This window comes from Sphingopyxis sp. HIX (genome assembly GCF_001468285.1).
Classification (GTDB): domain Bacteria; phylum Pseudomonadota; class Alphaproteobacteria; order Sphingomonadales; family Sphingomonadaceae; genus Sphingopyxis.
In genome coordinates, this window is record NZ_LNSB01000042.1 from 1 (window position 1) to 21718 (window position 21718).

Consider the following 21718-nt stretch of genomic DNA (forward strand, 5'->3'; position numbering starts at 1 on the left):
GCGATGCGGGCCGTCGGCGGGCAGCCGCTCTCCCCGGGGCGCCCCGCCAGACCGGCCTTGCCCGCGGTCGCCGCCTGTGGTTTCACCATGCCCCCGGGGCATGCAGGGAGGGTAAAATATGTTCCAGATATTGGCCGCAACGCAGGCCGCCGCCACCGCCGCCGCCCCGCCGGCTGCTCCGCCCGCCGCCGCGGCCGCCGTCCCCATCGCCGTGCCCGCGCAGACTATCCCGGCGCAGACGATCAGCGCGTCGGACGTCGCGGCCTATATCGACCCGCGCGATATCGCCGCCTATCTGCCCGCGCCGCCGCCGACCACCGAGATGGTGGCGATCAGCGACAGCTTCTTCCGCCTGATGGAAAATATCACGATGGTGGCGCTGTTCGTCGTCGGCTTTTTCCTCGTGTCGCGGCTGATCCACGCGTGGATGATGCACCGCTCGATCCGCCGCGCGCTCGACGCCAAGTCCGACTCGGTCACCCCGCTGATCGAAAAGCTCAACAAGCCCTATGAGCATATCGGTCCTTGGAAGCTCGGCACCACCGGCAGCAGCAGCGGCAACAACGAGGACCGCAACGGCTTGGTGCTGCTCGCGATCGGCCTCGCCATGGCCGGTTTCGGACTGATCCAGGGCGACGAGCAGATGATCCGCGAGGCCGCCGGCGCCGCGCTCTTCCCCGCCTTCGTCGGCATCGCGCTGCTGGTCCGCCGCCGCGTCGCGCGCGCGGCGGCCGCCGAGGACCGCATCGCGGACCACGGATGAAAGCGTGGCCGATGAGGACTTTGCCCTCAACCAGCGTGTCGCCGGGGGAGACCGCGCCGCTTTCCAGCTCCTCGTGCTCCGGCACGAGGGGCGTCTGCGCGCCTTCCTGTCGCGCGCCGCGGGCAGCGAGGCCGACGGCGACGACCTCGCGCAGGAGGCCTTTGTCCGCGCTTGGCGCCGCGCGGGCGACTATCGCGGGCAGGGGAGCTATGCGGCGTGGGTCATGGGGATCGGCTGGCGCCTCTTCCTCGACCAGCGCCGCACCGCGAAACGCCGCGAGGGCCTGGCCGCGCAGGACGAGGATGCCGTCACCAGCAGCAACCCGCACGGCGCGACCGACGCCGCGATCGACGCCGACCGCCTCCTCGCGGGCCTGTCGGTGCAGGAACGCGCCGCGCTCACCCTCTGTTTCGGCCATGGCTGGTCGCACGGCGAGGCGGCCGAGATCATGGGGGTGCCACTCGGCACGCTCAAATCTTTGGTCTTGCGCGGCCGCGCCAAGGCGCAGAAACTGATCGGCGAAGGAGGCGCGGCATGACCGGCTCGGACGACAGCGCGATCGACGCGATGCTGGGCACCATGCTCGCGCCTCCCGCGCGTGCCGGCGACCGCGCCTTCGCGGTGCAGGTCGATCGCGCGATCGATGCGCAGGCCGCCTATGCCCGCGCGCGGTCGCGCTTCTGGACCAGCTTCGCCTTTGAGGCGCTGGCCGTCGCGGCGCTGCTTGCCGGCCTCTGGCTGCTCTCGGGCACGCCCCTGCTCGCGCCGCTCGCCGGCCCCGGCCAATGGGGCGTCGCGCCGCCCTTGCTGCTGATCCTGCTGCTGTGGTTCGGCGGCACGCAAAGGCTGCGCAGCGCCTGATCCGCCCAAAAAGGAAGCCCGCCGGTTTCCCGGCGGGCTTCAAACGAACAGGATGGTCCCGGCGGGGCCATCCTGTCCTTGGGTCGCCCCCATGGAATGACCGATTTGACCGCGGCCCGCGCTACCCATATGGGTAGGGGGCGAAGTTTTTTGTCGCCCGCGATTACATATTGATCAGGCGCGTTTTTCCGCCGCTCCCTCCCACCGATCTTCCTGCCGGGGATGTCGATGCCGAACGAAGTGCTTTCGCCTTTTCCGCCCGGTCACAATGCGGCGGCCGAATGGGAGGTCCTCAACGCGCTGATCGGCGAAATCTATGATTCGGTGCTCCACCCCGAACGTTGGAACGACACGCTCGCGCGCATCACCAACACGCTCTGCCCGCTCGGCTGGGACGCCGCCTTCCTGCTCTGGGAAAGCGGCAATCCGCCCGCCGCGCGCTTCGTCGCCGCGACCGGGCTCGCGGCGGGGGTGCAGGAAATCTACGCCGCGGTCTATGCCGGCCGCCACGAATGGTCGCGCAAGATGATGCGCTATGCCAGCGGCAGCGTCGTCGACAGCAACGACATCATGACCCGCGAGGAATTCGCCGAGACCGAATTCTCGCGCAATTTCCTCGCGCCCTGGGGCATCGACCGGCTCGTCGCGGTGCTGCTCGATCGCCGCGGCAGCGAACATCTGGGACTGTTGATGCCCGGCCCCGGGGATCGCGACGTCGAGCGGCTGAAGCGCGGCCTGCGCACGCTGGCGCCGCATATCCAGCGCGCGATGCGGATCAGCGACCGGGTGGCGACGCTCGAACTCGCCGCGGGCGCCGCGCGCGCCGCCGCCGACGTCGCCCCTTTTGCGATCTTCAGCCTCGACGACCAGCTCAATATCCTCGCCGCCAACGGCCGCGCCCCGCAATATGAGCGCGCGGGCTTCGTCCGGCTCGAGGGCGACCGCTTCGCCTTCACCCATCCCGCCAGCCAGAAGGTCGTGCTCGATCTGCTGCGCAACCCCAACCCCGCGGGGCTCGCTTTCCAGACGCTGGGCAAGGGCGGCAAGGAATGCCCCGTGCTCGCCGCGCGGATCACGCGCCAGTCGGTGCCGCAGATCGGCGGCGTCGCGCTCGGCGCCTCGCTGATCGTCACTTTGGGCAGCGCGCCGGGCGAGACGCCCGTCGTCGCGGTCGACCGCATCGCGCAATGGTTCGGGCTCACCCCCGCCGAGGCGCGGCTGGCGGTTGCGCTCGACGCCGGCCAGTCGCTCAACGATTATGCCGCCGAGCGCGCGATCAGCCTCAACGCCGTGCGCTTCCTCCTGAAGGGCGTGTTCCGCAAGACCGGCGCGACCAGCCAGGCGCAATTGCTCGCGACGCTCGCGCGCCTGCCCGCGACGAGCGAGGCCTGACGCCGCCGATCAGGCGGGCGCGCCGTCCTCGTCGTCGATGCCCTGATATTTGAGCTGCAGGTAACGCTCGCGCGTCGCGAGCTTGTCGAGCTCGCCCGCCGCCAGGCTGCGCGCGGCCTGACCGATCTCGCTTTCCAGCGTCTTGAGCCCGCCGAGCAAGGTTTCGTCGGGGGTCCGCCCGGCATGCGCTTCGCTACGCAGCCCCGCGGGGATGCGCTGGTACCCCGCGACCAGCTCCGGCAGATCCTCGCCGACCAGCTTGCGGATATTCGCCGCCGCGGGGCTCGATGCGTCGAGCGTCTGCAGCTGCGGCGCGAGCAGGTCGAGCTGCACCCCGATCCCGTCGACCAGCTGGCGCGCGGGCGCGGGCAGGGCGGGGCGCTGCGCCTCGAGCCAGATTTCGGTGCGCCCCGCGAGCTGCTTGAGGTCGGCCTTGGGCAGGTCGGCCTGCTGCGGCTCGGGAAAGGGCGACCGCCCGAACAAGACCGCGACTCCGATCAGCAGCACGAACAGCGCCAGCAGCCCGGTGAAACCCAGCGGCTGGATCAGCGCGCCGAACAGCGCCGCGCCGATCAGCACCACGCCCGCCGCGATCAGCATCCGGCCCAGCTTCTTGTAGAGATGCTGGCGGCGCAGCGCGACGCTCTTGGTGCCGATCGGCCGCCGCCGCTCGCGCGACCGCTCGATCGCGGAGGCGGCCGACAGCCGGACCTTGTCGACTTCGCTCATGCTCATCGTCGCCACTTATCCCTCTAGCGCGGCGAGCGGGCTCGCGGCGCCGCCGACGCTCGCCTGCGCCTGACTCGCGCCCTCGGCGCGCGCGATATAACCCTTGGACTTGGCGACCTCGCCCTCCAGCGTCGTGACCGTGGTCTTCATCGTGTCGAGCGCCTTCAGCTTGAAGGTGTCGATCGCGTCCATCGTGTCATAGATATTCTGGAAGGCGCGCTGCAGCGTCTCCATCGGGATCGTGCTCGACGCGGCCTGCTCGTGGATGCGCGCGGTATTGTCCTTCAGCATCTGCGACGTGCCGTCGATGATGTTCGCGGTGGTGGTGTTGAGCGCGGTGATCTGTTCGAGCACCAGCTTCTGGTTGGTCATCGCCTGCGCGACGGTGATCGCGGTCTTGAGCGCGCCGACGGTGGTGGTCGAGGCGCGGTCGACGCCCTTCACCAGCTCGACATTATTCTTCTTGACCAGGTCGAGCGCGAGGTAACCTTGGACCGTCACCGCCATCTGGGTGAGCAAATCCTGCGTCCGCTGGCGCGCGTAGAAGAGCGCATTCTCGCGGATCACCTTCGCCTTGGCGGGGTTGGTGCCGTCGAGCTCGGTCGCCTTCGCCTCGAGCCGTTCGTCGAGCTTGCCGGCGATGTGGATCATCTGCTCGAGCTTGCCCATCGCCTCCCACAGCTTGCGCCGCTCGACGTCGATTGCCGCATTGTCCATCAGCAGCTCGTCCTTGCCGTTGCTGAGCGCGGTGAGGATGCCGCCGATATGCGTCTGCGCGCTGCGATATTGCGCGAAATAATTGGTGATCTTGCTGCCGAAGATCTTGTCGAGGAAGCCGCGCTTGTCGAGCAGCTTGCCGTTCGCCGACGGGTCGAGCCGCTCGACGGTGTTGCGCAGCTCGATGAGGTTCTTGCCGATGTCGGTGTCGCGGTCCATCGCCTTGACCGGGCGATCGAGGAAGCGATTCGACTGGCTCGCCGCCTCCAGCATCTCCTTGCGGCCCATATTGGTGATCTGGTCGATCTTCTGGCCGAAGGCGGGCGAATTCTCGTCCTGCGCGACCAGGTCGTCGATGAAGCTGTCGACGCGCTCGTCGAGCTTGGTGCGCTGCTCGCTCGACAGCGGCACCAGGCCGGCGGCCTTCTCGGGCGTCACGGGGGGCATCGGCTCGGGCGGCGTCAGTTTCAGCTCGTCGGTCGCCGTCGCGGTTGCGGTCAGTTCGCTCATTCGTCTTCCTTCCACCCCTTTGCCGCCAGCCTATATGGCATGCGGACCTGTGTTATTCAAGCACTACACCTATTGATGTTCGCGGCGCCGGCCCGCTCCCCCACCCAGCCTCCCACAGCATACCCTGTCGGGAGGCTGGGTGGGGGAGCGGGCCGGCACCGCTAATTCTTCTTCAGCCCCGGCGCGATCCACGCCGAGAGGATCAGCTGCGCCATATGATAGACGAGGATCGGCACCAGCACCATGCCCGCGACCGCGGGCGGAAACAGTGTCGCGGCGAGCGGCGCGCCGACCGCGATGCTCTTCTGCGCCCCCGCAAAGAGGAGCGTGATCCGGTCGGCGCGCGCCAGCTTCAGCAGTGCGCCGAACCCCCACGCCCCGCCGAACGCCAGCGCCAGCAGCACCGCCACGACGCCGCACACGATCCCGATCTCGCGCGCGTCGAGCAATTGCCAGATCCCTGCGACCACCGCGGCCGAAAAGGCGACATAGACCGCGATCGCGATCGCGCTGCGGTCCATGAAGGTCGCCAGTTCCTTGTGCGCCAGCACCCACGGCCGCAGCCAGCGCTGCACCAGCTGCCCCGCGACGAAGGGCAGCAGCAATATCGCGACGATGCGCAGCACCGCCTCGCCATGAATCTCGCCCGCGCTCCCCGCCAGCCCCGCGAACAGCAAAGGCGAGGCGACGACCCCGGTCAGGTTGAGCAGCGCCGCCGCGACGACGCTCGCCGCGACATTGCCGCCGGCAAGCCCGCTCGCCGCGGTCGCCGACTGCACGGTGGAGGGCAGGATGCCGAGGAACAGGAACCCCAGCGCCAGCGTCGCGGGCAGGAACGCCGCAGTCGCCGCCTGCGCGCCGAGCCCCAGCAGCGCCATCGCCCCGAAACAGAAAGCCAGCGCGCCGCCCTGGAGCTTCCAGTTGCGGATGCCGTGCAGCACCTCGTCGCGCGGCAGCCGCACGCCGTTGAGGAAAAACAGGAACACCACCGCCGCGGTCGAAACGCCCTGCGCGACGGGCACCATGCTTCCGCGCACCGGCAGCAGGCTGGCGAGCAGGATCGTCGCGAGGAGCAGAGGAACGAAACGGTCGGGAAAGATGCGCGAAAGCATGGAGCGAGCGATGGCGGGGGAAGGGCGGGTTGGCAAGCCACTCAGATCCTCCCCGTGGCGAAGCCATGGGGAGGGGGACCGCCGCGAAGCGGTGGTGGAGGGGTCAGCAACGTCGCCTCACCAACCAACTGTGGCAATAGTTCACGCGGAGACGCGGAGACACGGAGAGATTTTCTCATCTCCGTTCGTGCTGAGCTTGTCGAAGCACCGTCCTTCTCTCCAACGTTAAAAGAAAGAACGGCCCTTCGACAAGCTCAGGGCAAACGGCTGGTGGAGACGCCTCCGCGCCTCCGCGCCTCCGCGTGAACCAAATTTTCCGGCTCCGCGGCTCGGCGCGAATCCTGTCATCAACACTGGCGATGATCGCCGCACCCGCTAAACCCACCCCATGAACCTCCTCATCCTCGCCGCCCTCCCCGAAGAAGGTGACTCCCTCTTCCCCGGCACCAGCACCCCGATCCACGGCGCCTTCCCCGTCCGCCGCCTCGTCGCGCACGGCCACGCCATCACCGTCGCCACCTGTGGCCTCGGCAAGGTCAACGCCGCGCTCGCCGCGGGCCTGTTCGCCGCCGACGCCGACGTCCTGCTGATGAGCGGCACCTGCGGCGCGCTCGGTGCCGAGCCCGGCCGCGCCTATTGGCTCGCCGAGGCGGTGCAGCACGACTATGGCGCGAACGAGCCCGGCCGCTTTCGCCGCTACCGCGCCGGCGACTGGCCGATGGGCGAGGCCGGGGAGGCGCATTTCGCCGCGATGCCCGACCCCGGCCTCGGCTTGCCGCATGCGCGCATCGCCAGCGGCGACAGCTTCGTCGCCTGTCCCCAAGCTGCCGCCGATCTGAAGGCCAGCCTCGGCGCGACGCTCGTCGACATGGAGGTCGGCGCGGTGGCGCAGGTCGCGGCGCGCCTCGGCAAGCCCTGGGCCGCGATCAAGGCGGTGACCGACGATGCCAACGACGCCAGCGGCGGGGATTTCCAGGCCAACCTCCTCCGCGCCGCGCGCCAGGCCGCGGCCGAGGTCGAACGACTGGTCGCGATGCTGTGAAGCGCGCGCTGGTCGCCGCGCTGCTTCTCGCCCTCGCTGCCGCCGCGATCTGGCTATTGCTCACCCGCGCGGTCGCCCCGATCGCGCGGGTCGCGCCGCAGCAGGACGCCGACCTCTTTGCCGCCTGGCGCCTCGGCGCCGCGAAGGAGGATGTGGCTGCGATCGAGGCCTATTTCGAGAAGGAGGGCGTCGCCGACATCCTCCCGCTCGCCGACATATTGCGCAGCGACGCGCGCTGGCGGACGTGCAAGGCGGGCCAGCCCTTCGCCGTCCCGCCGCGGGGGCTCTGGCCTTCGATGGTCCCGACCCTGCGCTACATCCGCGACGAACTGGTCCCGGTCACCGGTCCCGTCCGCGTGGTGTCGGGCTACCGCGACCCCGTCGCCAACGCCTGTTTCAAGGGCGCGAAAGCGAGCCGCCATCTCCACTTCGCCGCGCTCGATCTGACCCCCGTCCGCCCCCTGAGCCGTGCCGAGCTGATCGCCAAGCTCTGCCCTCTCCACGCCCGCACCGGCGCGCGTTTCGCCGTCGGCCTCGGCATCTACAAGGTCACACGCTTCCACATCGACACGGCCGGCCGCCGCCGCTGGGGCGCCGACTATCATGCGGCGTCTTCGCCGTGCCGCTGAATGTCGGCCTGCGGGGGGATCGGACCTAATAATCCTCCCTGTCGCGAAGCGATGGGGAGGGGGACCATGCGAAGCATGGTGGAGGGGTGGAAGCCTCTAACGCCGACGCCTATCGCATCGACCCCTCCACCGCCCTGCGGGCGGTCCCCCTCCCCACGGCTGCGCCGCAGGGAGGATTAGGAAGGTCCGCTCCCCACCCCAAAGCCGCAGCCGGCGGCCGCAAAACCTGGCCGGGTGCTCCCATAATTGACAAAATAATTTGTCTATTATACCCAATCGCCATGAGCGACTCGCTGGCCCTCCTCGACGACGCCTCGACCGCCCGCGTCGCGCTGTCGCCGCTGCGCCGCGAATTGCTCGGCCGCCTCCGCACGCCGACCTCGGCGGCGGGGCTCGCCGAGGCGCTCGACATGCCGCGACAGAAGATCGGCTATCACCTCCGCCTCCTCGAGAAGGCCGGGCTGATCGCCGCGGTCGAGACCCGGCGGCGGCGCGGTTTTACCGAGACGCTGTTCGAGGCGCGCAGCGACGCGCTGCTGATCGATCCGATGATCCTCGCGCTCGCCGACCCCGATATGGTCGACAAGCAGGACCGCTTCGCCGCCGACCATCTGGTGCGCACCGCCGCGGGGATCGTGCGCGACGTGTCGCGGATGCGCGAGGCCGCGGCGGGCGAGGGCAGCCGCCTGCTCACCTTCACCGTCGAGGCGGACGTCGCCTTTGCGCGCCCGGCCGATATCGAAGTCTTCGCCGCGCGCCTGTCCGACGCGCTCGCGACCATCGCCGCCGATTTTGCGCCCGCGGGCGAGGGGCGCAGCTACCGCGTCACCGTCGCCGGCCATCCCGCCGCCAATAGCCGCGCCAAACCCAAGATCAATTGAGGGAGGATCCCAGATGAGCGAACCCGCCGACCAGCCGACCGTCGACCGCATCCTGGTCGAGATGACGATCGCCGCGCCCGCCGCCGAGGTGTGGGACGCGCTGCGCGACCGCGACAAGCTCATGCAATGGTTCGGCTGGGACGCGCCGAGCCTCGAGGAAGAGGTAGACTTCATCTTCTTCAAATATACCAGGCCCGATGAGGAGGCCGGCATCCTCTGGTTCGAGGGCGTCCCCGACCGCTTCGAGGTCGAGTCGACCGGCGCCGAAACCTGCATCCTGCGCGTCGTGCGTGCCTCGCCCGCGGGGTCGAACTGGGAAGGTATTTATGAGGATATGGTCGAGGGCTGGATCAGCTTCGTCCAGCAGCTCCGCCTCGCGATCGAACAGCACGATATCGCCCCGCGCCGAACGCTCTATCTGGAGGGTCATGCGAAGGAAGGGGGCTCGGGCCCGATAGCCGCGCTTGGACTTACGGGCCTGCGCGATGTGCCCGACGGCGCCGCCTTCGTCGCCGACCTCTCGACCGGCGAGGTGGTCGAAGGGCAGGCGTGGCACCGCACCCCCTGGCAGCTGGGTCTCACCGTGCCGCAGTGGGGCAATGGCCTGCTGATCGTCACCGACAAATCGGTCAAGGACACCGCCCCGCACGGCCGCGGCATGGTCATCCTGACCACCTACGGCCTGTCCGAAGCGGCCTTCGCCGAACTCGAGGCGCGCTGGCGGAGCTGGTGGGACACGCATTACGACGCGCCGCCGCCGAGCGCCGAGGCGTGCAGCTAGGGGCATATAGTCAGGGCGCGATCCGCCCTTCGTCGCGCCCCGGCATCGGCGCGACGGCGTGGAGGATCGGCACCGACAGCGCCAGCCAGCCGCCGCCGGCGAGCACCGCCGCGGTCAGCGTCGACAGGTCGGCGATCATTCCGAAGATCCACGCGCCGAGCGCCAGCGCGCCGAAGGTCACCGCCTGATAGATCGACAGACAGCGCCCGAGGATCGCGTCGGGCGAGCGGAGCTGCATCGCGACGTTGAGCGAGGTGAGCGTGCCGACCCACGCCATCCCGGCGACGAAGGCGGCGGCGAGCACCGCGATCACCTGATCGGTCAGCGCGACCGGGACCAGCGCCGCGGCAAAACCCAAGGTCGCAACGCTGACCACGGTCTCGCTGCCCCAGCGCCGCCGCGCCGCGCCGACCCATAACGCGCATATAATTGACCCCAGCCCGAACGCGCCGAGGCAGAGGCCGTAGTCGAGCTCGCCGCCCTTCAGCTGGTCGCGGACGAGCGAAGGGAGCAGCGCCTGGAACGCCGCGGCGCCGAACCCGAAGGAAAAGCCGCGCATCAGCACGCGGCGCACCGGGTCCGACTGTGCGCAGAAGCGCAGCCCGGTCGCGATCGCGGCGAGCATCGGGCTGCGCTTCGGTGGCTCGGTTTCGGGCTTCCAGCGCAGCAGCACGACGATCAGCACCAGATAGCTCAAGGTGTTGAGCGCGAAGGCGGGCGCCGGCCCGGTCAGCGAGATCAGCAGGCCGCCCAGCGCCGGCCCGACGCTGCGCGCGAGGTTGAAGGCGATGCTGTTGAGCGCGATCGCCTGCGGCAGGTGCGCATGGCCGACCTGCTGGCGCACCGACGCCTGCCACGCCGGCGAATTGACCGCGGTGCCGCAGCCGACCGCGAGCGTGAAGAAGAGCAAGGACAGGGGGCCGATCGCGCCAGCCCAGGTCACGACAGCGAGCGCAGCCGACGCGGCCAGCATCCCGATCTGCGACCATAGCATCACGCGCCGCCGGTCGTAATTGTCGGCAATGGCGCCCGCGAACACGCCGAGCATCAGGATCGGGATCGTCGCCCCCGCATTGACCAGCGCGATCAGCAAATGCGACTGCGTCAGCTCGGTCATCAGCCAGGCCGCGCCGACCGACTGGATCATCGACCCCATGTTCGACGCCAGATTGGCGATCCAGATCGCGCGGAAGGCGGGGAATTGAAAGGGCGCGAGCGGCGAGACGGGCGCTGGGCGCTGTTCGCCGCCATCGGCCATCAGTTGCGGCCTCCAACCAGCCCGCGCGCGATCACCTGCGCCTGGATTTCCGCCGCGCCCTCGAAGATGTTGAGGATGCGCGCGTCGCACAGCACGCGGCTGATCTCATATTCCATGGCATAGCCGTTGCCGCCGTGGATCTGCAGGCTGGCATCGGCGTTCGACCAGGCCGCGCGCGCGCCGAGCAGTTTCGCCATGCCCGCCTCGATATCGCAGCGCTTGCCGCCGTCCTTGGCGCGCGCGGCGGCATAGCTCAGCTCGCGCGCGGTGACGAAATCGACGAGGTTCATCGCGAGCTTGTCCGACACGCGCGGGAAATGGAGGATCGCCTTGCCGAACTGCTTGCGTGTCATGGCGTAGTCGAGTCCCAGCTCGAGCGCGCGGCGCGCGACCCCGACGGCGCGCGCCGCGGTCTGGATGCGCGCACCCTCGAAGGTGCGCATCAGCTGCTTGAACCCTTGCCCCTCCTCGCCGCCGAGCAGCGCGTCGGCGGGCGCCTGCATCCCATCGAACTGCAGCGCATATTCGCGCATGCCGCGATAGCCGAGCACCTCGATCTCGCTGCCGGTCATGCCGGCGGCGGGGAAGGGGGTTTCCTCGCTGCCGCGCGGCTTGGGTACCAGCAGCATCGACAGCCCGGCATAGCCCCTGGCATCGGGCAGGGTGCGCGCGAGCAGGGTCATCAGGTCCGAGCGCGCCGCGTGGGTGATCCAGGTCTTCGCGCCGTCGATCACCCAATGATCGCTTGTCCGGCGCGCACGCGTCTGGAGCGCGCCCAGGTCTGATCCGACATCGGGTTCGGTGAATACCGCGGTGGGCAATATCTCGCCACTCGCAATCTTCGGCAGCCATTCGGCCTTTTGCGCATTGGTGCCGCCGAGCACGATCAGCTCGCCCGCGATCTCGGACCTTGTGCCGAGCGACCCGGTGCCGATCCAGCCGCGCGACAATTCCTCGGTGACGATGCACATGACCAGCTTGCCGAGCCCCAGCCCGCCATATTCCTCGGGAATGCACACGCCGAAGGTACCCAGCTCGGCCATCGCCGCGACCGTCGCATCGGGGATCAGCGCATTGGCGAGGTGCCAGCCATGCGCGTGCGGCAAGATTTCGGCGTCGGTGAAGCGCCGATATTGCGCGCGGATCGCGTCGAGGTCGGTGTCGTGCAGCGTTTCGCTCGGCCATTGCCCGCTTGCTAGAAGTGCAGTCAGTTCGGCGCGCGGCGCGGCCTGACCCGCCCGCAGCAAGGCGTTGCAATCCGCCGCCAGCTCCGCCGCCGTCTCGGCCAGCCCCAGGTCCGCCGGCCGGAATATCTCATTCTGTCCCATCGGCAGCCCGCCGACGAGCTGCGCGATCCCCTCGGCAAAGGCCAGTCCGGTCACCAGCGCATCGACCCGCGGCTTCTCGCCCGCTTCGTACCAGCCGAGCGTCGCCTCGAGCGCCGCCACCGTCGTCGCCACCCAGGCAAAGCCATGGGCGGCGCGTTGCTCGGCGTCGATCGGCGCCGCCTCCAGCCGCGCTGCGAGCGCCGCCTGCGCCGCGGCCCGGTAATCTTGCGCGGCGGCCAGCGCCTGCCTCAAATCGCTCATTCGCTCATCCCGTTCGTCGCCGCGGCGATGCACCGAACGCGGCCGCTCTGCAAGTCTCAGTTAGTATACTATGTGCCGATTATCCCCCGTTCGCGTGCCGCGAAATAATCGCGCCCCGCCCACTGGCGCGCGCGGCGCCGACTGGTTACATGGGCCGCCACCAAACGAATCGCGTGTGCCGCACCTTTCGAGGGAGCCAGGCGCCGCCAAGAGCAGAAAGTGGCACCCCATGGAAATCATCACCGGCCTGACCTTCGACGACGTGCTGCTGGTGCCCGGCGCGTCGGACATCCTGCCGTCGGACGCCAATCTGCAGACGCAGCTGACCAGCGACATCACGCTCAACATCCCGATCCTCTCCTCGGCGATGGACACGGTGACCGAGGCCGACATGGCGATCCTGATGGCGCAGATCGGCGGCATCGGCGTGCTCCACCGTAACCTCACGATCGAGGAACAGGCCGCGGCGGTGCGCCAGGTCAAGCGCTACGAAAGCGGGATGATCGTCAACCCGATCACCATCACCCCCGACGCGCCGCTGTCCTATGCCACCGCGCTGATGGACCAGCACCGCATCTCGGGCATTCCGGTGGTCGAGACCGGCGGCAAGTTGGTCGGCATCCTGACCCACCGCGACGTGCGCTTCGCCGACAACCCGGGCCAGCCGGTGCGCGAGCTGATGACCGCCGAGAATCTCGCGACCGTGCGCCCCGGGGTCGGGCAGGACGAGGCGCGCAAATTGCTCCACCAGCGCCGGATCGAGAAATTGCTCGTGGTCGACGACGATTATCGCTGCATCGGGCTGATCACCGTCAAGGACATGGAAAAGGCGGTCAATTTCCCCGACGCCACCAAGGACGCCAGCGGCCGCCTGCGCGTCGCGGCGGCGACCAACACGGGCGACAGCGGCATCGAACGCGCCGAGGCTTTGCTCGAGGCCGAATGCGACCTGATCGTCGTCGACACCGCGCACGGCCACAGCAAGGGCGTCGGCGCCACCGTCGAACGGATCAAGAAGCTCTCGAACCGCGTCCAGGTGCTCGCGGGCAATGTCGCGACCGGCGACGCGACCAAGGCGCTGATCGACGCGGGCGCCGACGGCGTGAAGGTCGGCATCGGGCCGGGCTCGATCTGCACCACGCGCGTCGTCGCGGGCGTCGGCGTGCCGCAGCTCACCGCGATCCTCGACAGCGTCGAGGCGGCGTCGAAGCTCGGCGTGCCGGTGATCGCCGACGGCGGCCTCCGCACCTCGGGCGATATCGCCAAGGCACTCGCGGCGGGCGCGTCGAGCGTCATGGTCGGCTCGCTCCTCGCCGGCACCGCCGAAGCGCCGGGCGAAACCTTCCTGTTTCAGGGCCGGACGTACAAAAGCTATCGCGGCATGGGCAGCGTCGGCGCGATGGCGCGCGGCTCGGCCGACCGCTATTTCCAGCAGGACATCAAGGACCAGATGAAGCTGGTCCCCGAGGGGATCGAGGGCCAGGTCCCGTTCAAGGGCCCGGCGAAGGACGTGATCCACCAACTCGTCGGCGGGGTGAAGGCGGCGATGGGCTATACCGGCAGCCGCACGCTGGGGGACCTGCGCGAGCGCGCCAAATTCGTGCGCATCACCAACGCGGGGCTGCGCGAAAGCCATGTCCACGACGTCGCGATCACCCGCGAGGCGCCGAACTATCCGGTGGGCTGAGGCGCATGTTTCGGGCGACCTCCTCCAAAGCCCTACCCTTCAGGGAAGGGCAGCGAGACTTGGCAGCTTGCTGCCTAGTCGCAGCGGGTGGGGGGCAGCGGCCTTGCGCAACCTCGACAGCCCCCACCCCAACCCCTCCCCTAAAGGGGAGGGGCTTCATCGCATGACCCCCGCCGCCCGCATCCAGGCCGCGATCGAAATCCTCGATATCGTCGCCGCCGCGGCGCGCGAGGGCGGGGCGCCCGCCGACGCCATCTTTGCCGAGGCGATGCGCGCGCGGCGCTATGCGGGGTCGAAGGACCGCCGCGCGATCCGCGCGCATGTCTATGACGCGATCCGCGCGGTGCGCTCGGCCCCGGCCTCGGGCCGCGCAGCGATGCTCGTGCTCGCCGACGCCGATCCCGGTCTCGCTGCGCTCTTCGACGGCAGCGCCTATGGCCCCGTCCCGATCGCCCCCGACGAGCCGCGCGCCGAAACCGGCCTTGCCGCGCAAGCGCTCGTCGACCTCTTCGACCCGCTCGTCGGCGCCGACGAAGCCGAAGCGATGCTCGCCCGCGCGCCGCTCGACCTTCGCGCGAACCGTCTGAAAGCGACCCGCGACGACCTCGCGGGACTCTTCCCCGATGGCGAGCCAATCGCGGGCGCCGACGACGGCTGGCGCTTGCCCCCCGAAACCGCGGCGATCCAGCATCCCGCCTACGCCGACGGCGCCTTCGAGGTGCAGGACGCCGCGAGCCAATATGCGTCCGCGGCGCTGGATGCGGCGCCGGGCCAGACCATCGTCGACCTGTGCGCCGGGGCGGGCGGCAAGACGCTCGCCATCGCCTCGCTCACCGAGGGCGCCGCCGATATCCTCGCCTGCGACACCAACCGCGCGCGGCTCCAGCAACTGGCACCGCGCGCCGAACGCGCGGGCGCCACGCGCATCGAGACGCGCCTGCTCAACCCGGGGCAGGAACCAACGATGCTCGCCGACCATATGGGCAAGGCCGACCGCGTCTTCGTCGACGCGCCATGTTCGGGTAGCGGAACCTGGAGGCGCAGCCCCGAATTGCGCTGGCGGCTCACCCCCGCGCGGCTCGAACGCCATCTCGCCGACCAGGCGAAGCTCCTGGGTCTCGGAGCCGATCTGGTGGCGCCCGGCGGCAAATTGCTCTATGCCACCTGCTCGATCATCGCACGCGAGGGGCGCGCCCAGGTGGACGAATTTCTGACCCGCAATCCCGGCTGGACCGCCGACGCCGATGTGGTTCCTGCAGGCATCGGACGCGCCGCGGGCGGCGGTTTTCTGCTCACCCCGGCGCATGACCGCTGCGACGGATTTTTCCTCGCCCGATTGACCGCGCCATGTTAGCTTCGCCGGCGATGAAGCGATGGGAGAATGCGATGCGCGTCAGTTTCCTGGCCCTCGGTGCCGGTCTTGTCCTTGCCAGCCTGCCCACGGCCTCCGACGCGCAGCGCGCCGACAACGACATATTGCCGGTCTCGATCGCGCTCCAGCAGGCGGGCGTGAAGGCGCAGGGCGCGGGCGATCTCGACGGCGCGATCGACGCCTATGAGGCGGCGCTCGCCGCCGATCCGCGCAACCGCAGCGCGATCGTCGCGCTGGCGCAGGTCGCGCGCGCGCAGGGCCTGCCGGGCAAGGCGATCGGCCTCTACCGCGAGGCGCTGATCCTCGAACCCAACGACATCGTCGCGCTGACGGGGCAGGGCGAGGCGCTCGCCGACAAGGGCGCGCTCGAACTCGCCCGCGAAAAGCTCGCCGAGGCGAAGCGCGTCTGCGCCGAAAAATGCCCGCAGGTCGCCGCGCTCGAAAAGACGATCAATACCAGTGCCGAGAAGAAGGTCGTCGCGGCGGAAGCGCTGATTCCGAAGACCGTGGTGACCACCAGCCAGAACTAAACCGTCGCCCCCGCCGATGCGGGGCTTTGCGAGCGGATCTTAGACCATCCTCTATTTCCGTTCGTGTCGAGCGTAGTCGAGACACGCTTGGGACGCGCAACGCTTTCGGGTGTCTCGACTACGCTCGACACGAACGGGATTTATGGGACGGCTTTACGGGTGAGGTGCGTTACCGGCTCAGCACCCGCGCCAGCGCCACCCATTCGGCCACGCTCACCGTCTCCGCGCGCCGCGTCGGCTCGATGCCGCACGCCTCCAGCGCTTCGATCGCGCCCGGCATGCCCTTCAAACTCTGCCGCAGCATCTTGCGCCGCTGGCCGAAGCCGTGTTCGGTCAGCTTCGACAGGATCCGCGGTTTTACCCCCTCGGGCTGCTCCGCCGGCGTCACATGGACGATCGCCGACATCACCTTGGGCGGCGGGGTAAAGGCCGAGCGGTGGACCTTCATCGCGATCCTGGCATTCGAGCGCCACTGCGCCAGCACGGCGAGCCGCCCATAAGCCGGCGTATCGACCTTCGCGACGATGCGTTCGGCGACCTCGAGCTGGAACATCAGGGTCAGCGACGACCACAAGGGCGGCCATTCCGCGGGCTCCAGCCAGCGCGTGAACAACGCGGTGCCGACATTATAGGGCAGGTTGGCGACGATATGGTAGGGCCCGCCGGCAAGCGCGTCGGCGTCGATCGCCATCGCATCGTCGGCGATCACCGTCAGCCGCCCGCCGAACGCGTCGCTGAGCTCGCCGAGCAAGGGCAGGCAGCGGTCGTCGCGCTCGACCGCGATCACCTTCGCCCCCGCGCGGAGCAGCGCGCGCGTCAGCCCGCCGGGGCCCGGCCCGACCTCGAACACCGCCGCGCCCTCCAGATCGCCGGGCAGCGCCGCGATGCGATCGAGAAGCTGCTCGTCGAACAGGAAATTCTGCCCCAGCGCCTTGCTCGCCTGCAGCCCGTGCGTGCGCACGGTCTCGCGGAGCGGCGGCAGGACCGGGTTGGTCACGCAGCAGGCGCGCAGCTGCGCTCGCGCATCGCGGCAAGCTCGGCCGCCATGCGGATCGCGGCGATCGTCGGGCCCGGATCGGCGACGCCGGTGCCCGCGATGTTGAACGCGGTGCCATGGTCGGCCGACGTGCGCACGATCGGCAGGCCCAGCGTCAGGTTGACGCCGTCGTCGAAATGCAGCGCCTTGAACGGCGCCAGCGCCTGGTCGTGGTAGCCGCAGAGCAAGGCGTCGTAGCGCGCACGCACATGCGGTGCGAACAGGCTGTCGGCCGCCATCGGGCCTTCGACCGCAATGCCGTCGGCCAGCAATTGCTCGACCGCAGGGCGGATGATGCGGAGTTCCTCGTCGCCCATCTCGCCGCTCTCGCCCGCATGCGGATTGAGCCCCGCGACCGCCAGCAGCGGCGTTGCGATGCCGAAATCGCGCTTCAGCGCGCGCGCGACGATGCGGCCCTTGGCGACGATCAGCTCGCTGGTCAGCCGCTCGGGCACCTCGGCGAGCGGGACATGCACCGTCAGCGGCACGACGCGCAGCTTCGGCCCCGCGAGCATCATCACCGCATTGGTCGCGGTCACGCCGCAGCGCTCGGCGATGAATTCGGTCTGCCCCGGGTGCGTATAGCCGACGCCATAGAGCTGCGCCTTCGACACCGGCCCGGTGACCAGCGCCCCGACGGCCTGCGTGCGCGCGAGCCCGATGCCGGTTTCGAGCGAATGGAGCGCGCAGGTCGCGCCCGCCTTGGTCGGCGATCCGGGCACGACCGGACCGCTGTCTTCCAGATGCCAGACGGGTAGCGCATCGCCAAAGGCCGGCGCGACCTCGGCGATGTCGCCGACGCGTTGCGTAGGCCCGGGCCACACCGCAGCGATCGACGCGATATCGCCGACCGCAACGAAGGGCGGCAGGGCGTTTTCGTGCCGCGCCGCCCAGGCGCGCGCGGTCACTTCGGGCCCGACCCCGGCCGGGTCACCGAGGGTGACCGCGATCGGGCGCGGGTTCATACTGCCCGGCATCAGCTGAAGTCGATCACCGCGTCCCGGCGCAAGTCGCGCAGATAGCGCTGGGCGCGCTTCTGCACCTTTTCCTCGAGCAGGCGGTTCTCGATTTCCTCGAGATTGGGCTCGGAGGCCGTGCTCGGCAGGTCGCGGCCGCACAGCACGAGGACGCTGACGCCCTCGTTCGCGGCACCGAAGGGCTGGGTGGTCTGGCCGACCTGCAGGTTGACGAGCGTCGACTGCAGCGGCGGGGGCAGCTGGCGCATCTGGATGCCGTCGCGCGAGACGACCGTCGCGCCCAGGCTCTGCGCGACCGCGTCGGCGCCGCCGCAACCGGCGATGCTGCGCGTCGCTTCGGCGAACTGGCCGGCGAGCTCGGAAGCCTTGGCCTCGCTGGTGCCGGGGGCGAAATCGAGCGAGATCTGCTTGAGGCTCAGCACCGCGTCGCGCGGGTCGGCGGTCAGCACCTGGCGCCGGTCGACCATCAGCATGATCGACACGCCGCCGGGAACCTCGACCGGTCCGACGAGCTGGCCGGGCTGCATCTGCCGCGCCGCGTCGGCCATGGTGTCCGGCAGCTGCCCGGCCTTCACCCAGCCGAGGTCGCCGCCGACGACCGCGGTCGAGGCTTCGGAAAACTGGCGCGCATAGGCGGCGAAGCTGCCGCCGGCCTGCAGCGCCTGGACGATCTTCTGCGCATTTTCGGCGACCGACTGGATCGTTTCGGGGGTCGCGGTCAGATAGATTTCGGCGATGTGGAATTCGTCCTGGCCCTTGGCCTCCATCGTCCGCTTGTAGATGATGTCGACCTCTTCCTTCGACACGTTGGTGGTCGACTGGATGTTGCGCTGGAGCAGGCGGTCCCAGGCGAATTCGCCGCGGATCTGCTGCTTCACCGCGGCGGCGGAAGAGCCCTTCGACGCCAGGTAGGCGGTGAACTGGTCGGGCGTCTGCTTGAAGCGCGCCGCGAGCCGCGCGAACTGGTCGTTGACGACATTCTCGTCGACCTCGATCTCGGCCGCCTTGGCCTCCTGGATCTGCAACTTCTCGTCGATCAGGTTGCTGAACACCTGCTGGCGCAGCGCCTGGATCTGCTCGGGGGGCAGTTCGGCGTCGCCATTGGCGACGCGGATCAGCGCCATGCGCTGCTCGATGTCGGTCGCGGTGATGATTTCGCCGTTCACCGTCGCCGACGGGCGATAGACATTCGCCTTCGCATCGCCGTAGATCTGGACATTGCCCGGGATGTTGAGCGCGGTGGTCGGCACGTCGCTGTCGGGAACGGTCTGCGCCAGCACCGGGGTCACGCCAACGGCGGCAACGGCGGCGAAGCCGATCAAGGTCGAAATTTTGGTCATTTTCACCCTATAAAGAAGGTTCCGGCCCGCTCCGTATCAGCGGAGACGCCCCATGGTCCAGCGCAAACGCGCCTCTGCACATCATAACGGCCGCTATACTGGATGCCCGACGCTGAACGCAAGCTGAGCGGGACGGGAAGTTCCCGTCAGAAGCCGAGGTTGCGGAACGCCACGCGGAACGAGAAGCTGTTGCCGCGCCGCGCGTCGCCGGTGTCGATATAGTCGCGGCGCCAGGTCAGCGCGATCGACAGGCAATCGTCGTCATATGCGACGCCCAGCCGGTGGCGGATCGGCTCGAATCCGTCGGAGAGGCTCAGCGGATCGTCGTTCTTGCTGGTCAGGTCGACGATCGCCGAGCCGAAGATCGACCAGCTCTTCGCCACTGCGATCCGGCCGCCGGCGCGCACCTCCTCGCGGTCCTGCAGATCCTCGCCGAACAGCGCGATGTCGCGGTTGAGCCGCGAATAGCCGAGCACGGCATAGGTCGAGCGGCTGCCGATCGTCGCATCGAACTCGTTGCGGCGTACCGCCAGGCTGTCCTTGTCGAGGCGGAAGCGGTGCGTCAGCCGCAGGAAATCCTTGTAGGCGACGGTGGTGCGCCCGACGATGTCGGAGGTGCGGTCGGTGAGCCCGGTGCCGTCGGGGAACAGGCTGGGCTTGTCCGACAGGCGATAGCTCTGCCCGACGATGCTGTTGATGTTGAACCCCGGGCGGCTGTAATTCCACTCGACGCCATAAGTGACGCGCGCGCCGTCCTCGAAGCGGTCGTAGCCGCTGAAGCGATTGATCGCGAAGAGGTTGCTGTCCTCGAGGTCGAAGGCGCGGCTGTCCTCGTTCGGGATGTCGAGATTCTTGATCTGCGGCGTCGCGACGAACTGCACGCGCGGGGTCAGCGTCTGCGTGCCCCCCGCGAATTCGCCGACGAAGGGCCAGCGCATGTCGACCGCGGCGGCGGCGATGCCGCGGCCTTCCCAGCCCGACTTGCCGCGATAGCCCGGGATGGCGGTCAGTAGATTTTCGTCGCTGTGATAGACGTCGCCGCGCACCATCGCGGTGAAGGTGACTTCCTGCCCCAGCGAGGTGAGGCGGCGCAGGTCCCAGCGCACCCCCGCAAAGGCGCGCTGCGTGTCCTGTCCCGCGGTGCGGCCGATCGCGAGCGTGTTGACCTGCAGCTCGAACTGGCCGCCGAACACCGGGTCGGTCAGCCGCTGGCGATAGTCGAGGATCGGCAGCGCGATCGGCTGCTGCCCCTGCTTGTCGCCCGCGCGCAAGGTCTGCGTCGCCCAGCCGGCGATCGACAGATAGCTCTGGCCCCCGATCCGTTCGACCTCGAAGGTCGAGCGCAGCCGGTCGTCGCGGGTGATGTCGTAACGGCGCAGGAAGGTGCGGTCGCTGGCGATGCGTCCCGAATAGGTGACGCTCCAGCGCGGGCTCAGCTGGAACTTGCCCGCGCTTTCCAGATAGCCGCGGAAATCATTCTCGCCGGCGGTGTTCGGGCTGTTGAGCGGGACGACCGAGCTGTAGGTGCCATAGCCGTTGATGCGGAACGACCCGATGTCGGTCAGCGCGCGGAATTCGCCCTCGATCATCGGCGCCGCGCCGGTGTAGAGATGCGGGGTGATCGTCAGGTCGCGGTCGGGCGCGATGCGCAGATAATAGGGCACCGCAATTTCGAGCCCGTTGGTGCGGTCGTAGCGTACCTCCGGAACGAGGATGCCGCTGCTCGGCTCGTTGTTCAGCGGATGGCTCAGCCCCGGCAGCGGGATCAGCGGCAGGCCGAAGATTTCGACGCGCGCGCCCTTGTAGCGCACCTTGTTCTTCGCCTTGTCGTACATCACGCGCACCGCGCGGATCTGCCAGCTCGGGTTCTTGGGGCAGCCCTCGTCGTCGACGACGGGGCAGGGGGTGTAAGCGGCGTTTTCGAGCTCGATATTGCCGTTGTCGAAGCGCGTGCCCTTGACGGCCGCGAGGCGCGAGCCGTTGTCGAGGACGACCAGCATGTCCTCGACCACCCCGTCGCGCAGGCTGTCGGTCAGCACGATGCGCTCGCCGTAAGCCGTGTCGCCCTCGGGATTGGCGATCGCGACGTCGCCCTCGGCGACGACCTCGCCGGTCTTGCGGTTCCACGTCACCTTGTTCGCGCGCATCTGGATCGCGTCGCGATTCATCTGCACATTGCCCTCGGCGACGACGATCTCGGTGTCGCTGTCGTAATTGAGATTGTCGGCGGCAAAGCCGACCTGCTGGTCGCCCGCGACCTTCGGCGCGTCGCCGGGGGCGGTCGAGACGTCGGGGGTCTGGAGGCTGGGTTCGCCCTGCGGCGCGAGCACCACGGGGGGCTCGGCACCGGTCTGCGCGGCGGCGGGTACCGCGACCAGCGCCAGCGCGCTGGCGGTCGCGAACCACAGCGGCCGGTTGCTCCCCTGGAACAAAGTCCCCGTCATCTAAACCCTTTGTCCCACATCCTGGAGCCTGGAGCCCGCTTGGACCCCCCGCTTTGTTTTTGCAACTC

The 21718-nt window shown here is 69.1% G+C and carries 20 protein-coding genes; 11 read left to right on the top strand and 9 right to left on the bottom strand.

Annotated elements, in window-relative coordinates; translation table 11 throughout:
* Nucleotides 1–118: 118 nt before the first annotated feature.
* The 4 genes from ATE62_RS17775 (at nucleotide 119) to ATE62_RS17790 (ending at nucleotide 3016) form a co-directional block, all read left to right on the top strand.
* Nucleotides 119–763, top strand: a complete 645-nt coding sequence (locus ATE62_RS17775) for a hypothetical protein (RefSeq protein WP_058808937.1) — start codon at nucleotides 119–121, stop codon at nucleotides 761–763.
* A 4-nt stretch (nucleotides 764–767) separates the two neighbouring features.
* The gene (locus ATE62_RS17780; RefSeq protein WP_058808938.1) at nucleotides 768–1301 is read left to right on the top strand and encodes an RNA polymerase sigma factor; all 534 of its coding nucleotides are present in this window, start codon (nucleotides 768–770) and stop codon (nucleotides 1299–1301) included.
* Nucleotides 1298–1624, top strand: a complete 327-nt coding sequence (locus tag ATE62_RS17785; protein WP_058808939.1) for a hypothetical protein — start codon at nucleotides 1298–1300, stop codon at nucleotides 1622–1624. Before ATE62_RS17780 ends, ATE62_RS17785 begins: the two co-directional genes overlap by 4 nt.
* Nucleotides 1625–1846: 222 nt before the next feature.
* Nucleotides 1847–3016 (top strand): helix-turn-helix transcriptional regulator, encoded by a 1170-nt coding sequence (locus tag ATE62_RS17790; RefSeq protein WP_058808940.1) that lies wholly within the window; start codon nucleotides 1847–1849, stop codon nucleotides 3014–3016.
* A 9-nt stretch (nucleotides 3017–3025) separates the two neighbouring features.
* On the opposite strand, the gene ATE62_RS17795 is transcribed toward ATE62_RS17790, so the two are convergent.
* From ATE62_RS17795 to ATE62_RS17805, 3 genes are all read right to left on the bottom strand, one after another.
* Nucleotides 3026–3745 carry a hypothetical protein gene (locus ATE62_RS17795; RefSeq protein WP_231736309.1) on the bottom strand — a complete coding sequence of 240 codons (720 nt, stop codon included), beginning with the start codon at nucleotides 3743–3745 and terminating at the stop codon, nucleotides 3026–3028.
* Nucleotides 3746–3760: 15 nt separating this feature from the next.
* Entirely contained in the window at nucleotides 3761–4972 is a 1212-nt protein-coding gene (locus ATE62_RS17800) for a toxic anion resistance protein (protein ID WP_058808941.1), read from the bottom strand.
* 161 nt (nucleotides 4973–5133) lie between these two features.
* The gene (locus ATE62_RS17805) at nucleotides 5134–6084 is read right to left on the bottom strand and encodes a bile acid:sodium symporter family protein (protein WP_058808942.1); all 951 of its coding nucleotides are present in this window, start codon (nucleotides 6082–6084) and stop codon (nucleotides 5134–5136) included.
* A gap of 388 nt (nucleotides 6085–6472) precedes the next feature.
* Here ATE62_RS17805 and ATE62_RS17810 point away from each other — a divergent pair, with 388 nt between their 5' ends.
* The 4 genes from ATE62_RS17810 to ATE62_RS17825 all read left to right on the top strand — a co-directional run bounded on the left by ATE62_RS17810 (nucleotide 6473) and on the right by ATE62_RS17825 (nucleotide 9417).
* A complete protein-coding gene (locus ATE62_RS17810; RefSeq protein WP_058808943.1) occupies nucleotides 6473–7126 on the top strand; it encodes a 5'-methylthioadenosine/S-adenosylhomocysteine nucleosidase family protein in 654 nt (217 codons plus the stop codon).
* Nucleotides 7123–7755 carry a D-Ala-D-Ala carboxypeptidase family metallohydrolase gene (locus ATE62_RS17815; RefSeq protein WP_058808944.1) on the top strand — a complete coding sequence of 211 codons (633 nt, stop codon included), beginning with the start codon at nucleotides 7123–7125 and terminating at the stop codon, nucleotides 7753–7755. The genes ATE62_RS17810 and ATE62_RS17815 overlap by 4 nt, the downstream gene beginning before the upstream one ends.
* A gap of 281 nt (nucleotides 7756–8036) precedes the next feature.
* A complete protein-coding gene (locus ATE62_RS17820; protein WP_058808945.1) occupies nucleotides 8037–8636 on the top strand; it encodes an ArsR/SmtB family transcription factor in 600 nt (199 codons plus the stop codon).
* 13 nt (nucleotides 8637–8649) lie between these two features.
* Nucleotides 8650–9417 (top strand): SRPBCC family protein, encoded by a 768-nt coding sequence (locus ATE62_RS17825; RefSeq protein ID WP_058808946.1) that lies wholly within the window; start codon nucleotides 8650–8652, stop codon nucleotides 9415–9417.
* Between the two features lie 10 nt (nucleotides 9418–9427).
* On the opposite strand, the gene ATE62_RS17830 is transcribed toward ATE62_RS17825, so the two are convergent.
* Entirely contained in the window at nucleotides 9428–10675 is a 1248-nt protein-coding gene (locus ATE62_RS17830) for an MFS transporter (protein WP_058808947.1), read from the bottom strand.
* A complete protein-coding gene (locus tag ATE62_RS17835; RefSeq protein ID WP_058808948.1) occupies nucleotides 10675–12264 on the bottom strand; it encodes an acyl-CoA dehydrogenase family protein in 1590 nt (529 codons plus the stop codon). Before ATE62_RS17835 ends, ATE62_RS17830 begins: the two co-directional genes overlap by 1 nt.
* A 229-nt stretch (nucleotides 12265–12493) precedes the next feature.
* Here ATE62_RS17835 and guaB point away from each other — a divergent pair, with 229 nt between their 5' ends.
* The 3 genes from guaB to ATE62_RS17850 all read left to right on the top strand — a co-directional run bounded on the left by guaB (nucleotide 12494) and on the right by ATE62_RS17850 (nucleotide 15853).
* Nucleotides 12494–13951 (top strand): IMP dehydrogenase, encoded by a 1458-nt coding sequence (guaB, locus tag ATE62_RS17840; RefSeq protein ID WP_058808949.1) that lies wholly within the window; start codon nucleotides 12494–12496, stop codon nucleotides 13949–13951.
* A gap of 163 nt (nucleotides 13952–14114) precedes the next feature.
* Nucleotides 14115–15305: an RsmB/NOP family class I SAM-dependent RNA methyltransferase gene (locus ATE62_RS17845; protein WP_058808950.1), complete on the top strand. Its 1191-nt coding sequence runs from the start codon at nucleotides 14115–14117 to the stop codon at nucleotides 15303–15305.
* Entirely contained in the window at nucleotides 15299–15853 is a 555-nt protein-coding gene (locus ATE62_RS17850) for a tetratricopeptide repeat protein (RefSeq protein ID WP_231736310.1), read from the top strand. The genes ATE62_RS17845 and ATE62_RS17850 overlap by 7 nt, the downstream gene beginning before the upstream one ends.
* 169 nt (nucleotides 15854–16022) lie before the next feature.
* Here the strand turns inward: ATE62_RS17850 and rsmA are convergent, their stop codons facing one another.
* The 4 genes from rsmA to ATE62_RS17870 form a co-directional block, all read right to left on the bottom strand.
* Nucleotides 16023–16850, bottom strand: a complete 828-nt coding sequence (rsmA, locus tag ATE62_RS17855; RefSeq protein WP_058808951.1) for a 16S rRNA (adenine(1518)-N(6)/adenine(1519)-N(6))-dimethyltransferase RsmA — start codon at nucleotides 16848–16850, stop codon at nucleotides 16023–16025.
* A complete protein-coding gene (gene pdxA, locus ATE62_RS17860; RefSeq protein WP_058808952.1) occupies nucleotides 16847–17866 on the bottom strand; it encodes a 4-hydroxythreonine-4-phosphate dehydrogenase PdxA in 1020 nt (339 codons plus the stop codon). Before pdxA ends, rsmA begins: the two co-directional genes overlap by 4 nt.
* Nucleotides 17866–19206: a peptidylprolyl isomerase gene (locus ATE62_RS17865; RefSeq protein WP_058808953.1), complete on the bottom strand. Its 1341-nt coding sequence runs from the start codon at nucleotides 19204–19206 to the stop codon at nucleotides 17866–17868. Before ATE62_RS17865 ends, pdxA begins: the two co-directional genes overlap by 1 nt.
* Before the next feature lie 146 nt (nucleotides 19207–19352).
* Nucleotides 19353–21650 carry an LPS-assembly protein LptD gene (locus ATE62_RS17870; protein ID WP_058808954.1) on the bottom strand — a complete coding sequence of 766 codons (2298 nt, stop codon included), beginning with the start codon at nucleotides 21648–21650 and terminating at the stop codon, nucleotides 19353–19355.
* Between the last annotated feature and the right edge of the window lie 68 nt (nucleotides 21651–21718).

Coding starts and splice junctions, on each gene's coding strand:
- ATE62_RS17775 (WP_058808937.1), top strand. CDS start 119: ATGTTCCAGATATTGGCCGCAACGCAGGCCGCCGCCACCGCCGCCGCC.
- ATE62_RS17785 (WP_058808939.1), top strand. CDS start 1,298: ATGACCGGCTCGGACGACAGCGCGATCGACGCGATGCTGGGCACCATG.
- ATE62_RS17790 (WP_058808940.1), top strand. CDS start 1,847: ATGTCGATGCCGAACGAAGTGCTTTCGCCTTTTCCGCCCGGTCACAAT.
- ATE62_RS17795 (WP_231736309.1), bottom strand. CDS start 3,745: ATGAGCGAAGTCGACAAGGTCCGGCTGTCGGCCGCCTCCGCGATCGAG.
- ATE62_RS17800 (WP_058808941.1), bottom strand. CDS start 4,972: ATGAGCGAACTGACCGCAACCGCGACGGCGACCGACGAGCTGAAACTG.
- ATE62_RS17805 (WP_058808942.1), bottom strand. CDS start 6,084: ATGCTTTCGCGCATCTTTCCCGACCGTTTCGTTCCTCTGCTCCTCGCG.
- ATE62_RS17810 (WP_058808943.1), top strand. CDS start 6,473: ATGAACCTCCTCATCCTCGCCGCCCTCCCCGAAGAAGGTGACTCCCTC.
- ATE62_RS17820 (WP_058808945.1), top strand. CDS start 8,037: ATGAGCGACTCGCTGGCCCTCCTCGACGACGCCTCGACCGCCCGCGTC.
- ATE62_RS17825 (WP_058808946.1), top strand. CDS start 8,650: ATGAGCGAACCCGCCGACCAGCCGACCGTCGACCGCATCCTGGTCGAG.
- ATE62_RS17830 (WP_058808947.1), bottom strand. CDS start 10,675: ATGGCCGATGGCGGCGAACAGCGCCCAGCGCCCGTCTCGCCGCTCGCG.
- ATE62_RS17835 (WP_058808948.1), bottom strand. CDS start 12,264: ATGAGCGATTTGAGGCAGGCGCTGGCCGCCGCGCAAGATTACCGGGCC.
- guaB (WP_058808949.1), top strand. CDS start 12,494: ATGGAAATCATCACCGGCCTGACCTTCGACGACGTGCTGCTGGTGCCC.
- ATE62_RS17845 (WP_058808950.1), top strand. CDS start 14,115: ATGACCCCCGCCGCCCGCATCCAGGCCGCGATCGAAATCCTCGATATC.
- ATE62_RS17850 (WP_231736310.1), top strand. CDS start 15,299: ATGTTAGCTTCGCCGGCGATGAAGCGATGGGAGAATGCGATGCGCGTC.
- pdxA (WP_058808952.1), bottom strand. CDS start 17,866: ATGCCGGGCAGTATGAACCCGCGCCCGATCGCGGTCACCCTCGGTGAC.
- ATE62_RS17865 (WP_058808953.1), bottom strand. CDS start 19,206: ATGACCAAAATTTCGACCTTGATCGGCTTCGCCGCCGTTGCCGCCGTT.
- ATE62_RS17870 (WP_058808954.1), bottom strand. CDS start 21,650: ATGACGGGGACTTTGTTCCAGGGGAGCAACCGGCCGCTGTGGTTCGCG.